The 15569-nt window shown below is 31.8% G+C and carries 14 protein-coding genes and 2 pseudogenes; 2 read left to right on the top strand and 14 right to left on the bottom strand.

The features are described from left to right. Nucleotides 1-83 precede the first annotated feature (83 nt). Together D7D81_RS03460 and tsaA are read right to left on the bottom strand one after the other, a co-directional pair. Entirely contained in the window at nucleotides 84-662 is a 579-nt protein-coding gene (locus D7D81_RS03460; RefSeq protein ID WP_125987341.1) for a DNA-3-methyladenine glycosylase I, read from the bottom strand. A gap of 192 nt (nucleotides 663-854) precedes the next feature. Further along, nucleotides 855-1337: a tRNA (N6-threonylcarbamoyladenosine(37)-N6)-methyltransferase TrmO gene (gene tsaA, locus D7D81_RS03455; RefSeq protein ID WP_125987339.1), complete on the bottom strand. Its 483-nt coding sequence runs from the start codon at nucleotides 1335-1337 to the stop codon at nucleotides 855-857. Between the two features lie 156 nt (nucleotides 1338-1493). On the opposite strand from tsaA, the gene D7D81_RS03450 reads away from it, so the two are divergent. Together D7D81_RS03450 and D7D81_RS03445 are read left to right on the top strand one after the other, a co-directional pair. Continuing rightward, nucleotides 1494-2009 (top strand): GyrI-like domain-containing protein, encoded by a 516-nt coding sequence (locus D7D81_RS03450; protein ID WP_125987337.1) that lies wholly within the window; start codon nucleotides 1494-1496, stop codon nucleotides 2007-2009. Nucleotides 2010-2020: 11 nt separating this feature from the next. Then, nucleotides 2021-2869 (top strand): helix-turn-helix transcriptional regulator, encoded by an 849-nt coding sequence (locus D7D81_RS03445; RefSeq protein ID WP_125987334.1) that lies wholly within the window; start codon nucleotides 2021-2023, stop codon nucleotides 2867-2869. A gap of 99 nt (nucleotides 2870-2968) precedes the next feature. Here D7D81_RS03445 and D7D81_RS03440 read toward each other — a convergent pair whose 3' ends face one another. The 12 genes and pseudogenes from D7D81_RS03440 to D7D81_RS03385 form a co-directional block, all read right to left on the bottom strand. Then, nucleotides 2969-4258, bottom strand: a complete 1290-nt coding sequence (locus D7D81_RS03440) for a TRAP transporter large permease (RefSeq protein ID WP_125987332.1) — start codon at nucleotides 4256-4258, stop codon at nucleotides 2969-2971. 3 nt (nucleotides 4259-4261) lie between these two features. Next, on the bottom strand, nucleotides 4262-4807 hold the full coding sequence (locus tag D7D81_RS03435; protein ID WP_125987330.1) for a TRAP transporter small permease: 546 nt from the start codon (nucleotides 4805-4807) through the stop codon (nucleotides 4262-4264). A 79-nt stretch (nucleotides 4808-4886) separates the two neighbouring features. Further along, on the bottom strand, nucleotides 4887-5870 hold the full coding sequence (locus D7D81_RS03430) for a TRAP transporter substrate-binding protein (protein ID WP_125987328.1): 984 nt from the start codon (nucleotides 5868-5870) through the stop codon (nucleotides 4887-4889). A gap of 119 nt (nucleotides 5871-5989) precedes the next feature. After that, nucleotides 5990-7504 (bottom strand): response regulator transcription factor, encoded by a 1515-nt coding sequence (locus D7D81_RS03425; protein WP_125987326.1) that lies wholly within the window; start codon nucleotides 7502-7504, stop codon nucleotides 5990-5992. Then, on the bottom strand, nucleotides 7501-9126 hold the full coding sequence (locus D7D81_RS03420; protein WP_205739327.1) for a sensor histidine kinase: 1626 nt from the start codon (nucleotides 9124-9126) through the stop codon (nucleotides 7501-7503). The genes D7D81_RS03425 and D7D81_RS03420 overlap by 4 nt, the downstream gene beginning before the upstream one ends. Before the next feature lie 283 nt (nucleotides 9127-9409). Further along, on the bottom strand, nucleotides 9410-11485 hold the full coding sequence (locus D7D81_RS03415; protein ID WP_125987322.1) for a methyl-accepting chemotaxis protein: 2076 nt from the start codon (nucleotides 11483-11485) through the stop codon (nucleotides 9410-9412). A gap of 489 nt (nucleotides 11486-11974) precedes the next feature. Then, nucleotides 11975-12235: pseudogene (locus tag D7D81_RS03410) on the bottom strand (ferrous iron transporter B); the annotation flags it as partial. Between the two features lie 255 nt (nucleotides 12236-12490). Continuing rightward, nucleotides 12491-13414 (bottom strand): alpha/beta hydrolase family protein, encoded by a 924-nt coding sequence (locus D7D81_RS03405; protein ID WP_125987320.1) that lies wholly within the window; start codon nucleotides 13412-13414, stop codon nucleotides 12491-12493. Nucleotides 13415-13482: 68 nt separating this feature from the next. Then, nucleotides 13483-13857, bottom strand: coding sequence for a hypothetical protein (locus D7D81_RS03400; protein ID WP_125987318.1), 375 nt, complete (start codon nucleotides 13855-13857; stop codon nucleotides 13483-13485). Between the two features lie 207 nt (nucleotides 13858-14064). Next, nucleotides 14065-14648, bottom strand: a pseudogene (locus D7D81_RS20205) (SDR family NAD(P)-dependent oxidoreductase). A 250-nt stretch (nucleotides 14649-14898) separates the two neighbouring features. Beyond that, entirely contained in the window at nucleotides 14899-15378 is a 480-nt protein-coding gene (gene rlmH, locus D7D81_RS03390; RefSeq protein WP_125987316.1) for a 23S rRNA (pseudouridine(1915)-N(3))-methyltransferase RlmH, read from the bottom strand. After that, entirely contained in the window at nucleotides 15317-15568 is a 252-nt protein-coding gene (locus D7D81_RS03385; protein WP_125987314.1) for a hypothetical protein, read from the bottom strand. The genes rlmH and D7D81_RS03385 overlap by 62 nt, the downstream gene beginning before the upstream one ends. Between the last annotated feature and the right edge of the window lies 1 nt (nucleotide 15569).

Genomic DNA, 15569 nt, shown 5'->3' with positions numbered 1-15569 from the left:
TTCAACAAACCGCTATTATAAGAATCTCAATAGAAAACTTGAAAAGAGAAAAAAAGATTTTATATAAGAGTAATTATATTACCTTAATATTCAGGGTAACTACTAATTATTTCTTTATAACGAAAACAAGATTGTAGGTGATCATTGACAATACCAATTGCCTGTAAATAGGCATAAATAATCGTCGGCCCAATAAATTTAAACCCCCTTTTTTTAAGGTCTTCGTCTACTTTTTGAGATAAACTCGTTTGGGCTGGTACTTCAGTTAAATCTGTAAAGGTATTTATAATCGGCTTAAAATCCACAAATCCCCAGATATAATCAGAGAAACTACCAAATTCATGCTGAACTTCTATAAAACATTTAGCATTGTTAATAGATGCTTCAATCTTTCTTTTATATTTAATGATTCCGGGATTACTAACTAATTCTGCAATTTTATTATCATCATATGAAGCTACTTTAACCGGATCAAAATTGTTATATGCCTTGCGGTAATTTTCCCTTCTTTTTAAAATGGTCAGCCAATTAAGGCCAGCTTGAGCCGATTCAAGAATAAGAAATTCAAATAATTTTCTATCATCAAATACAGGTACCCCCCATTCTTGATCATGATATTTAATATATAAGTCATTTTTTTCACACCAAGAACATCTATTCATTTTTTGGGACTCCTCCATTAAATGTACTCTGTAAACTGGACTATAAAGAAAATCAAGGTGCTGTTTTCTTATCTTATACAGCACCTTTTCACAAATTTGGGCTTATTAAAAGGTCTTTTTAAAATGTTCTTCACTATAATTTTTTATCTCTGAGATATTTATTATATCATATTTAGTCTTTATTTTGAACCATTACCTTGCACTTATAAACTCAGCTTCCCAATTGAAATCTGCTGAGTCTTCATACCATTTCGGCCAATGACTACACCAATCAGGTACTTTCACATCCCTAATTCTATCTAATGACGGATGATATGGCTTTATATCAATTATTGGTGTTCCATCTTCAGCATCTATATAAGCTACATGTATCTTCCCTTTTTCAAAGCTTAGTACATTTACCGATGATAGTGAAATGGGATTAGGTCTACCCGGAGATCTCGTTGCAAAAACCCCTACTTTTTCAGGTGCTCCCTTATAAGGTTGTTCACACTCCAAAATTGCTCTATATTCATTTCCATCAGTTAGATTAGCCCACCACAAAACATTAATGTAATTAAACCCCTCTAACCCCCTGCTTGCCCCTGCATATTTCTCCAGTAATTCCAGATAAAATCCTGTACCATTGTGCCTTACATAACCTAATGGATTAATGATAAACTCTTTCTTATTCATATAATTCAACTCCCCAAAAATATTTTGATATTTATTTAAAAATATTATAATATGAAATAAAGAAAATATCTTGACCTTTATTGCCCTATAATTATTAGCTTTTTAATCTCTTTGGAATTTAATTTGACTTATCTTGCTTTAATAGGGGGAATTAGTATGGAAGCAAAAAAAATCATTTATGAAAATACAATGTTTTTGTTAGGAATGGATTTTTATGGTGACCCTTTTAGTAATCATGCATTTTGGGATGAAAATAATGAAATAGGCCGTTTATGGAATAGATTTGAAACATTCCTAAGTAAATATCCTGAGCAAATAAAAAACAGAATCAAAAAAAATGTTTCTCTAGAAGTCTTTATAACTACAGAAGAATCAATGAAAATTGGTATATATGAAGTATTTGTAGGTGTGTTAGTAGAAAAAATAGGATATATACCTCTTAATTGTGTCGCCAAACAACTACCAGCAAGCAAATATGCCGTTTTCACTCTAAAGGGTAATGAAATTAATTCTGATTGGCAGAACCAAATATATAATAAATGGCTTCCAGATTCAGGTTATGAAAGTCCTTATAATTACAATATCCAATACTATGATGAACGTTTTAAAGGAATGGACCAAATAAAGGAATCAGCAGTAGATATTTATATTCCTGTAAGAAAAAAGCCTTAGGATGATAATATATGAAAAAGATTGAAGATATCTATAAAGCTGTTGAATACATCGAAAATAACTTGAAAAATGATTTGTCTGTCGAAAAAATTGCTAATCATATTGGTTATTCTCTTTATTATTTTTCTCGTATTTTTAGTAAAACTACAGGGCATAGTCCCTATGATTATATAATGAGACGCAGATTATCGATTGCTGCAAAAAAATTAATCAATAATGAGCAAAAAATTATCGATATAGCCTTTGAATATCAATTTAACAGCCATGAAACCTTCACAAGAGCCTTTACAAAAATGTTTAACTACCTACCCAGCCATATCAAAACTAAAAAAGACCTGGATAAATTAGTACTTAAACAAGCAATAACCCAAGAATATCTGGATTATATAAATAACATCATGGTTAATATTAAAACAGAAATTATAAATGAAAAGGCTCTTTATTTTGTAGGTCTAGTTACAAATAAAAAAATCACTAATAAATTACAAAATCAAATTACAAACAAGTTGAAAACTGCAAAAGAAAATCCAGAAAAATTTATCATTTACTTTAATCCTATAAACTATCGTCATATGCAACCCAAACTAATAGCATATAAGGCCCCTTTACCAGAAGATACCCCTTCTATTTTTCTTGGGAAAAAGATACCAGCATACAAATATATCAAATTTATTATCTCTGCAAATTATTTTAATATGGAATTCATATTTCAATATTTATATCAAACCAGATTAAAGTTTACACCAATTACTATTGATGCTCCTTATGCTATTGAACAAGTTAATATTAAGACAAATAAAAACAATATAAGTAAAATAATCTATATCCCATTGGATTATTATACTAAGAATCAAAAATAGTCAACAGTTTAACTTTAAAAACCCCTGTAATTTTACAGAGGTTTTTATTTTAAATCTTATATATCTAATTGAGATAATAGATTGTATTTTATTACCATACTATCCCATCAGAAAATTAGGCAGCCATAATGTCAGTTCTGGAATAAAAGTTAACAATAAAACCATAACTGCTAAGAGCAGATAAAAAGGAATTAACTTTCTGGCTATGCGCTCAATTGAAGCACCACCAATAGAACAACCTACAAAGAGTGTTGAACCCACCGGGGGTGTAAGTAAACCTACCCCCAGATTTAACATCATTACCACACCAAAAGTAATTGGATTCATACCAACACTTGTCACAACAGGCAGTAGGATTGGTGTTGCAATAAGAATTAATGGAGCCATATCCATAATTGTTCCCAGCAACAGTAATATTACATTAACAATTAGAAGAATAATAATCGGATTATTAGAAAGATTTAGTAAAGCCTCTGTAATCATCTTTGGCACCTGTAGATAGGACATCATCCAGGCAAAGGCACTGGAAGTAGCAATTATTGCTACAACCATAGAGAGTGTACTTAAAGAATTCCTCAAAATACCAACCATTTGTTTGAGAGGTATATCTTTATAGACAAAAAAAGTAATTATAAAGGCATAGACGGCAGCAATGGCAGCTGATTCTGTAGCTGTAAAAATACCGCTTGTTACCCCACCAATAATAATAAATGCTGTTAGCAGACCAAGAATACTATCCCGAACAATCTTCAAAGATTCTTTAAAAGAAACCCTTTTTTCTCTCGGATAATTCCTTTTAACAGCTATATGATGACTCAAGATCATTAAAGCTATACCAAGCAAGACACCAGGTACAACACCCGCCAAAAATAATTTAGCAACAGAAATTCCCCCACCTGCCGCCAGGGCATATATAATCATATTATGACTGGGGGGAATAATAATTCCCTGTACTGATGAAGTAATAGTTACATTTATTGAATAATCTTTATCATAGCCATTCTTTTCCATCATTGGTATAAGAATAGTACCAATAGAAGAAACATCAGCTACTGATGAACCAGAAATCCCACCAAAAAACATACTGGCTAAAATATTAACCATAGCCAGCCCCCCGCGCATCCATCCGATCATCACATTGGAAAATTTGATTAAACGGTCAGATATCCCACCCTGACCCATAATCTCTCCTGCTATAATAAAGAAAGGGATAGCCATCAAAGAAAAAGAATTAATCCCCTTTACCATCTGCTGTGCTACTACCATAGGAGGTAAACCTACATAAAAGGCTGTAAGTAGTGTTGATATACCAAGACTGAAGGCAATAGGGATTCTAAGAACTAACATCACTAAGAAAGAACCTAATAAGATTATAATCGCTGTGTCCATAATTTAATTCCCCCCTTTATCATCTTCATCTTTTGCAACCGCAGCAGTTTTAGTCTCTTTTTGTTTTATAAAATTAAACATTTTACCAAGGGAATATAATAGTACCAGGGCACCTGAAATCGGAAGCATAATAAATAATAAACCCCTTGACCATTGGGTTGCCGGCAATCTGGTGGCTTTTGTTCTCATATATAATTGATACCCATATTTGAGCATAAACCAGCCAAAAAAAGCCACTAAAACATTCTCTAACTGATAAATATATTTTTGATACTTATCAGGAATAAGACTCATGAAATATTCAATACTTAAGTGAATAGAATTTTTAACACCCAGTGCAAGCCCAATAAAACCAAACCAGATCATCATTAAGAGTGCAACCTCATCTGACCAGCGAAAGGTATAATTAAAAACATATCTGGTAAAAACTGTAGTACTAACTATAAGTATCATTATTACTAAAAATAACATGGCGATATAACTAATCATCTTTTCTGAAAAATCTAAACCCTTAACAAGGGCTCCCTGATTTTTTTCTTTTTTATTCATTCTTTTCCACCCTTTATAAAAGGTGGAGAAAAGATTCCCCACCCTTGATTTGAATATTAATATTTATTATTAACTAACTCTATTCTTCCATTTCAAAATTAAGAATACTATCTAACAGGTCTTCATATCCTGCACTGTATTTTGGATAAAGATCCATTACAGCATCCTGAAAGGCCTGTTTTTGTTCAGCTGTCAGGGTGGTAATGTTTGCCCCTTCTTCTACAGCCTGTCTTTTGGCCTCTTCTGTTCTAGCATCCCAGGCTTCACGTTGAACTTCAGTTGATTCAACTGCAGCCTGTTTAATAATCTTCTGGTCTTCTTCACTCAGACTATCCCAGGTGATTTTGCTCATAATAATCAACTCTGGAATACGATTGTGTTCATCTTCTACGAAATTAGGTGCTACTTCGTGATGACTATTATAATACCAACCAGGGTAGTTGTTCTCAGCTGCATCAACTACACCAGTCTGTAAGGCACTATAAACTTCACCCCAGGAGATTGGAGTTGGGGATGCACCCAATGCCTCTACCATATCCATCATTAACTGACTTTCCTGCACACGAATCCTTAATCCTTTCAAATCTTCAGGACCTGTTACTTTTTTATCAGCAATATAAAAACTACGCGCACCTGAATCATACCAGGTAAGACCTATAATACCAGCATCTTTTAATCCATCAAGGACACTTTCCCCAATCTCTCCCTGGAGAACCTGAAACATATATTCTTCACTTGGATAAAGATAAGGTAATGATAAAACATTCATAGCAGGTTCAAAATTAGCCATTGGAGTAATAGATGTCCTTACAAAGTCAATAGCACCAAATTGCACCTGTTCTATAGTAGAACTCTCATCTCCCAGAATTCCACCTGCATATACATCGATCTTAATTCTTCCATCAGTTCTCTCTTCTACCAGACGGGCAAATTCTTTAGCTCCAACAACAGTAGGATATCCTTCTGGTTGATTGTCTGCTAAACGTAGAGTAATCTCCGCAGCCTGTGCTCCTAATGAAAATACTAAGGTAGCCAATAAAACATACACAAATATTTTTTTCACTTTCTCTTCCCCCTTAATAATTTATTAATTAAATTCTATCAATTATAAATTATCAAAACTATATGTTTTATTGCTGTTTTCTATAATTTCTTGCCTTTTTTAAATTATTATTTAAAAAATCAAGCTTTTAAATACTTTGTAGGGGAAATACCTGTATATTTTTTAAAGGCACTACTAAAATAATTGGGGTTTGAATATCCAACTAAATCAGCTATGTCTTTTATTTTTTCCCCGCTTTTTAATAGTTCTTTAGCCTTTTCCATCCTAACCTTAATTAGATAATCTTTAAAATTAATACCCTCAATCTCTTTGAACAATCTACTTAAATAGTAACGGCTAAACGAGGTATATTCAGCCATTTCGCTTAAACTAATATCTTCATTATAATTTTCCTTTATATAGTTTTTAACTGTTTCTATAACTTGATTTTTGCCATCTTTTTGATATTCTAATATAATCGATACAACTTTACTTATTAGATGCTGTATATATATCTTAATATCATAAAGGTCTTCAAAAGAAAATATCTCTTTTTCTACTTGCTGTGTACTAAACAACTCAATGTCACTACCAAAATAATCTTTAATATCCCTATTAAGCAAAATAATAAATTCTTTTAGGTATTTTTTTATTTTTCCTGCATTTTTACCATAGCATTCTATCAAAATACTGAAGATATTATTAAATTCTTTGATAGCAGCATCAAGATCCCGGTCAATAATTTTACCACAAATAACTTTTTCTCTTTGATATGGTTTTTTAATCTTATTTCCTTCATCCATTAAAACAGACTTAGCTTGATTATAAGAATGATATATATCCCCTACCTCATTATATATCTGACTTTGAGCAATTATGATCTCAGTATGGTAGTTAAGTTTAAAATCACATTTAAGCTCAAAGATAAGCTCCTTAAATTCTCTGGACTCTTTTATCCTAGCAATTTCATCATCTAATAATAAAAACACCATATCCTGCAGGGCTATAGAAGCAATAATTCGATCAATAATTCTATTAATTTTCTTTTTAATTTTAAACAATAATTCTTTATGATACATGCAGGAATCAGATGCACCAATAATCAGAAACATATAGTTATTAGAATTAATGTCCAACAATTTTTTATGTTCCACAAATTTTTTTAAGGATGAACTAGTTCCGTAAATGATTTCCAGGATTATTTCCTGTTCTAGTAATGGTGTTAATTCTGCTAGTTTATTTTTTAGATTTAACTGACTAGATTTTTTCTTTTTTTTAGATTTGATTTTCTCAATGGTTTTATCTAAAACTTCCCGAAACTCTTCTTCCAGGTAGGGTTTAACTAGATAATCGCTAATCCCAATATGAATTGATTTTTTTGCATACTCAAATTTGCTGTGGGCAGTGAGAATTATTATTTCGATATCAGCAAAATCTTCCTTTATTAATTCCGCAGCCTTTAAACCATCTAACTTAGGCATCTGAATATCTAATAAAATAATATCGACCTTTTGTATAAGGGCCTGACTTAAAGCATTCTCCCCATTGGCAACTTCTGCAACTATTTGAATTTCAGAACTATAATACTTATTCAGAAAATACCTAAGAGCCTTTCTTTCCATATATTCATCTTCAGCAATCATTAATTTAATCATCTATATCCCCCCTTTCTCAGTGGAATTTGGATTATAACTTCTGTTCCTTGACCTAAAACACTATTTATGCTGATTAACTCTTCTCCATAATGCAATTCAAGACGTTTTTTCACATTTGCCAGACCCAGACCTGTTGTTGATCTTCCCCTGTTACCACCCTTTTTTTGAAAAATATTTTTAAGGTATTCTGAATCAATACCTTTTCCATTATCTATTATTTTAATTTCTAGGTATTTTTCTTTTTTAATAACTTTAATATCTATTCTCCCATTTTCATCTATATCTGCCAGTCCATGAATTATGGCATTTTCTACAATTGGTTGCAGTATCATGGGCGGGACCAATATACCCGCAATATTTCCTTCTATTTGGATATTAAACTTCATCTGTGATTGAAAACGAATTTGCTGGATTGATAAATATGCCTGCAGTACCTCCAAATCCTGAGTTATTTCTACCATTTTTCCCTTATTATCAAGGTTATATCTTAAAATTCTAGAAATAGCAACAATTAGTCTTTCTGTTTTTCTTGCCTTTTCAAATAAAGCTATTCTGGCAACTGTAGTTAACGTATTAAAAAGAAAATGAGGGTCTATCTGCATCTGCAAATTCATTAACTGGGTCTCTTTAATTAATCTATCTTTTTCAACACTGGCAAGTTTTTCTTTGTTTAATTTATTTTCCAGTTCAGATTTTTGCTTCAGCTCCTTGATAAATTTATTGATATTATGTTTCATTAAATTAAAAGTCTGACCCATAATATTCAATTCACGGTATTTATTTTCTTTTATATCGCGAACCTCCCAGTGGCCTGCTGATAAAGAGCGGGCAGAGGCTGAAAGCCTATCTATTGTTTTTAAAATATCATTAGAAAGAACCAGAGCAAAAAAAAGACAGATAATACTGGTTAGAATAGTTAACGTATATATTCGTCGTTCCATAGCTTGATATTCCTCTAATAAATTCATATATTTACTACTGCTGTAGTCCTGATAGGAAATGATTAATTTTTGGGCATGACTATTCATATATGAATAAAGGGTTCTAAGATCAGTTAAAATTTGATAAGTCTCAGCATTTGATATTTTATTATTAAATATTTCGTTAACTAATTCATCATGATAAACCAGCATATTAGAGAGTGTCCTGTAAAAAATACGACTGTCTTTATCTTCAGCTACATTATCTTTTAACTCAACCACCAATTCTCTTATCATATTTCTTGACTCAATATAACTATTTAAATCTTCCTGATCCCTGGTCTGAAAATACAAATTAAATATCCTGGAGTTATTATTTAATTCCAGGGATAATTGATTCAGCTTAAGATTTGTATCCATATCTTTCTGATATACATTACTGATCATATCTTTTCTCATCATGAAAAAAAAGAAGGCTATAGTCATAATCATAATCACTAAAATAAATATAAGGGTGATCCTGGCCCGAATAGATTTTTTCCCATCACTTTTTTGTTTGTTTAAAAAGGATAAATTCATTTTTATATCACCCCAACTATAATAAATATAAGCCAGACCAAAAAACAAAATGAGGTCATTTAACCTCTGATTGATTATACCAAATGTATCTATCAATTGAAAGATAATGATCAAGTTTTTCAAATTAAAATCACTGTCCATTTCTTAATTTTTAAATGTCCTACTAAACTATTAAGAAAATTTTTTCATATTCTAGGAGTCATTCTTTACACAGTAATCAAACTACAATCTAAAAGAACAGCCGGTAAAAGACTCTAATCCACATGAAGAACTGTAGAAAATAAAAAAAGATTGCAAATGAAAGCAATTCACCTGCAACCTTTAGGTAGCTAAAAAATTAAACTGATAATCATAGTATTAAATCATTATCTAATATTAATATTATATGGAAAATAATATTTCCCACCTATATTTTAAATTTATTCACCTGATTTGCCAACTCATCAGCCATATCAGCCAATGACTTAGTACCTGCCACTATCTCTTCTGTTGCTGCAACCTGTTCTTCACTTGACGCAGCTACTTCTTCAGAATTGCCCGCTGCTTCCTGGCTTACTGCAGCAACATTATTTATAGCTGCTATTACTTGATCACTCCTTACTGCCAGGTCGCTGGCATCTCTTTTAACCCCATTAATCATATCCATAAGTTTATTTGACAGCTCACTTATACTATTAAATATCTTTCCGTTATCTTCGATGGAATTAACACTATTATTAACAGTTTTTATGTTTTCATCCATTTTACCAACTGCCTCTTTTACACTCCCTTGAATCTGTTTTATCAAGCCAGCTATTCTCTCAGTTGATTCAGTTGAATCTTCAGCCAGTTCTCTAATTTCATCGGCCACTACACTAAATCCTCTTCCAGCTTCCCCTGCACGGGCAGCTTCAATTGCAGCATTTAAAGCAAGAAGGTTAGTTTGGTTTGCTATACCATTAATAATTTCAATAATACCACCTATTTCATCAGAGATATTTCCCAAATTTTGTATAATATGAGCAACCTCCCTGGTATCACTACTAACTTCATTAATTTGTAAAATAGATTTTTTTACTGCTTTGTTACCTACTCCAATTTGTTCCATAACATTTTCCGCTGAATCAATCATAGTATTACTATTAACATCTATTTGTTCAATCTGTTCTATCATGTCTTCAATGTTACTGGTAGTTTCTTCTACCTGAGCTGATTGTTCTTCAGCACCTGAAGCCACATTCTGAATTGCAGCACCGACCTGTTCAGCTGTTTCCCCAACCTGTTCCCCACTGGCAGATAGCTCTTCACTCGAAGCAGCTACTTGGTTGGAAACATCCTTTATTGACTGTATCAGTTCAATAAAATTTTTCTGCATAACAGACAACGCATTACTAATCTGCCCAATTTCATCTTTTCTCTTTAAATACTTAATAGCCTTACTATTCTGTTCAAAGGATAGGTCATAATTAGATAATTTATCAATAATCCTGGCCATTTCATTTATAGGCCTGGCAATACTATTACCTAGAAGATACATTATAATAGCAGATATTATTAATATAATAATAGTTATAATTAAGATAAAATTCCTTAGGGAACTAATTTTTGCGAAAACTTCACTCCGCGGGGCAGCTATTACCATTATCCACCCATTACTTAGTTTTGCATAACTATTGTACAGCTCTTTCCCCTGATCTTTATTAATAAATATACCACTATTATTTCCCTGTATCTTTTCAGCCGCTCCTGTCAAGCCCAGACTGTAGAGTGATTCTGTATTATCATATTCAGGATGTACTATAAACTCCGTTTTTTCGTTCATTAAGTAAGCAAATCCTGTCTGATATGACTTAACCGCATTTATTGTATTTTGTATGTCATTAAAACTAAAATCCATACCTATAACACCTATAAATTTCCCATTTATCACTACTGCTTTCACATAAGAAATTACAGTATCATCGATATGTTCATAATAGAACGGTTCTGTCCAACACGGTTTACCCTCTCTATATGGGCTATAAAACCAATCCATCTCTCCAGAACTCTCATCATATTCCTCTATATCCTTTTCCTTTACTCGCTTAAATTTCCCATTAGCTTTTTCATCATAATAATAAATGTCATGTGCTGACTCTGAACCAACAACTTCAGGGTTAAAAAAGATATATACCCCATTAACACCTTCACTGGATTCAGCTATATTTTTTATTATCGGAGCTATCTGTTTTTTGTATGAAATAACATAATTCTCATTATAAAGATTATTTAAATCTATAGTTTCTTCTATTATTGAACCTAGTGTACTAACTTTACTTCCCACAGTATTTAACTGTAAACTAAATTCGTTGGCATACATAGCTGCTTCTTTTTCCATTTTTTTACTAGCCTCATCTCCAATATTACTGGAGGCCTGATTTATACTTATATAAGCAATTACTGAACATGTAATAATAATTAACAATAAAACTGACAAGATAATCCTATGACTAAGTTTTTTCATACACTAACTACTCCCCCCACTATTTTATAAAATCTAGACTCTACAAGAAATTAGACTCAGTTAACAAATTCAATTTTATCCTTAAAAAAAAATTAAAACTATGTATTTTTAAAAACCACCTGCTTTCTTAAAATAATTTGCTAGCTTAAGTTTAAAATATAAAGATCTACCTAATCTCATCTCTAATCTTCTTGCATTTTCACATTGCATTTTTCTAGATATGTCCTTTCTACATATTTCGACAATATTCTTATATATATATTATACGTCATTACTCAAAAAAATCCTTCTTTTTTAAAAGAGAGTTAACAATCTTCTAATTTAAAAGGCAAGATTATTTATTTTTTTATAATCTAAAAAAAGTAGCCCTTATAAATATTGGCTACCCTTTTTCCCTGCTTTTTCTATTAAAAATTACTCTAAATCATGGTTACAAACACAACTACTACCATCTGTAGGACTGTACGGACAGCCAATACATTTGGCTCCTTTATACTCTGGCACTTCCATAATGAATAATGACCTTGAATTTTTCTCACCAGTAATTCTTAATACAATTAAAGCCCCAATAATGATGATTACAATACCTATAAAATACATTAATGTTCCCACCCAGGCAGCATCATTAAAAAAGGCACCTGCAAATAGCGCAATTACAGGTAATTTTGCCCCACAAGGCATAAAAGGTGTCAGCATAGCAGTGGTTCTTCTCTGTCTATTATTCTTAATTGTTCTAGTTGCCATTATTCCTGTATCTCTTATTACAATTGATTACTGTTGTTATACTTATTATTTCGCAATTTAACTTTGGACTTTATTAGGGTGACATCGTATTTTCATACAAACAGTTCACAATTCAGAAAAATTGGAAAGATACTAATGAAGAAAGTACTTCGTCTGAACGTAATAACCGTGTTAAAAGACTATAGTTTTTTATCTACTTCAATCGCTCTTTTTTTCTATATCATCAGAAATACATTCAAATTATATGCACTAGATTAATTATTATTTCTTAAGCCATGGTAAAATTACTCTTTCCATTACTTCTTTTAATTTGTTTTTTCCAGATTTATCAGTAAAACTATGATCAAGCCCTGAAATAATTTTGAAAGCAAAATTATTCCTATCCGAAAATTTATTTGCTAGAGATTCAACCGACTGATAAGGTACACTATTATCTTCTTTTCCTATTATATATAATACAGGTATATCCAGTTTATCTAAATATATATCTGGTTTATAATTTAAAAAACTATTCCAGTACTTATATGTATGACCTAACCAGAATTTATCATAAGTTGGATTACTAGTAATTTCTCTGAATTTTGCATTTAGCTCTTGTAAATCTTTTATTCCAGCTTTTCCAAAAGTTCTTTCTTGATCATCATTAATTTCTTTATTAACTAAAGTTTCAAATTCTTTGGCTTGAGAATAACCACCTGCCCCCATGATTATCATATGAGTGACTCCTTCTATATCATATGCAATCTCAGGTGCTATTGAACCACCTTCACTATTTGCCAAGATAAGGACTTCTTTTAGATTATTATCATATACATTATTAATAACATGATTTATAACTAGTTCAATGTCTCCAATTCTTCTTTCTCTACAATTTGTTTTATTATACATCTCTTCATTATCAAAAGCATATTTTTCCATATACAGAACATCATAACCCAGAGTTGCCCCTTCAGCACCCATACCAAAACTTTCTCTTATTGATTCTCTGCCTGACCCTTGAATCATAACTAAAAGCTTATTACTTAGTTCCTTATCTGACTTTTTCCCTAAATAATATTCCAGGTGTTCTCCCCTGGAATTACTTATATCCCCTTTCTCCATTGTTGAGCTTACATTACCTGTGCTGCAAAAAATTACCATTAAAACAATTGAAATCAACAATCCAAATAGTGCAAGTCTTTTCATGATCAAAACCCCTTTCTCTTTTTATTTTTTCAGACTTTTTTACAGGTAAGAGTTAATATATTTCAGGACTATTCCAATTTCCCTAAACTTTTTAAGGTTTCAAATATTCTTTTGTCCTCTCTTGGGTCCTGTTGTTCGTTTGCTTTTGCAATATGGTATTTATTCTCGGTAAATTCCCCTGACCATACAGAATTAATCGTCGGAATATTAGGCCAGTGTAAGGAAGAAAGCATATTCCAGAAACTCCCCAAATATATTCTTTTACCATCTATAAGAAATACAAACGGTCTACCATTTAATGGTACTTTCCCTTCTAATTTTCCCTCTATATTAAAACCATTCTTTATGTAAAAAGTGTGTTCCCCCCAATTATATTTTTCTATTTCATTATCTGTTAAGACAGGTAAAGTTTCCAGTGGTAATTCATCAATATTCATGCTCATAGCTTCTTCTACTGATAAATCTTTAACTAAATATATAGAAGACTATGTTTATTATTATCAGTTCCAGTTCCAACCTTATTACAGGCAGAAAGTACACAAAAAACAAATAACAAAAATAATAAACCCACTTTATTTAATTTCAAAGAAATCTTCTCCTTTTTTAAACTTCATAACCTAAAAATCATAAATAACCTTCTATTTCAACAATCACAATTTTTGATATATACAATCAGGTATAATCTTAAGTAACCAGGCTATCAACGCCCAACGTTTTGTAATATATGCATGTTCTTTCTTCTTAACAATAGCACTGTATATTTGCAAGGCGACCTTTTCAGGAGAAACATGCCTTTGATGCATTATAAGCAGGTGCATCTTGCCCACCTCTAATAGAAGCAACTGATGAAATCCCTACTATATGTCCCCTCCCTTTTTTGCAAAAGTATCTATATGCAACATTTATCATTACACTAAAGCCTGAAACATTTACATCAATTGTCCTTTTTTCTTTTTCATATTCAAGTTCAGGATTAATAAACCCACAACCAGCACTAATGATTATTAAATCTACCCCACTCATTTCGCTAATCAGCTCTTCTAAATATTCCCTGCTATTCAAAGAAGAAATATCAATTCTTTTAATATGCGATTTTCCAGGTAATCTCTGTTGAATTTCTTTTAATAATTCTGTCCTTCTACTAACTAAGCCAAGAAGATAATTATTGTGAGATAAGACTTTAGCTAATTCTCCCTATCCCTGAAGAAGCGCCAATTATAATAGCTTTTTTCATAACTAATACCACCTCTTTAACAAATTTATTTTTAATCTAACAAACTCACAAACCTGTAGTGAAGAAATCTCTGGCAGTGGGCTTCTCAGGAATATTTACATGTGTCTTTTTTCAAAATCCGAGCCAGTTAAACAACTGTTAAAGTGCCTTCCCCCCCATAATACTTCCATCACCTTCAATTCTGAATTATATAACTTGATTTCCATAAGGGAGACCCCAAGATACCCATAGGGTTACGATGTTTTATGCATTACAGGTGATACGGTTCACCTCGTATTATCTTAAAAGCCCTATAAACCTGTTCAAGAAGTATCAATCTTACCATCTGGTGGGTAAAAGTCATATGAGAAAGTGACAGCCGGTAATCGGCCTTTTTAAGTACATGCTTACTTAACCCCAGGGCTCCACCGATAACAAAACTGATACTACTGCGACCATTTAACTGTAAATTCTGAATTGATTTAGCTAAACCGGGGGATGTCATGGGTTTGCCTTTTACATCAAGGACAATTATATATGTTTTATCTGCCAGGGCAGTAATAATCCCTTTCCCCTCCTTATCTTTAACCCTCTCTAAATCAGCCTCTGAGGGATTAGCAGGTATTTTCTCATCAGCTACCTCCCTTATATTCACCCCAGTATAGGGCTGTAATCGTTTAATAAACTCATTAATACCGATCTGCAAGTAATCTTCTTTTACCTTCCCTGGACAAATAATATTTATCTCCATTATTAACTCCTTCTCTGTTAAGGTGCTTACTATAATAAAAGCGGCTGATTAATTTATCTGGTTCCTGTTCGATAATAATTGGAATCTCACGGATTTTTTCTGTGGAGAATAGTATTGTAACATATAATATAAGCAAGCCCAGAAAAAAACAGCCCAGTAAAATTAAGCAGATTTTAAAGAATAAGTTCATA

The organism is Halocella sp. SP3-1 (assembly GCF_003953885.1).
GTDB lineage: Bacteria > Bacillota > Halanaerobiia > Halanaerobiales > DTU029 > Iocasia > Iocasia fonsfrigidae.
Note: the sequence above shows the minus strand (reverse complement) of the source record. Positions and strands in the feature narration are given on the sequence as shown.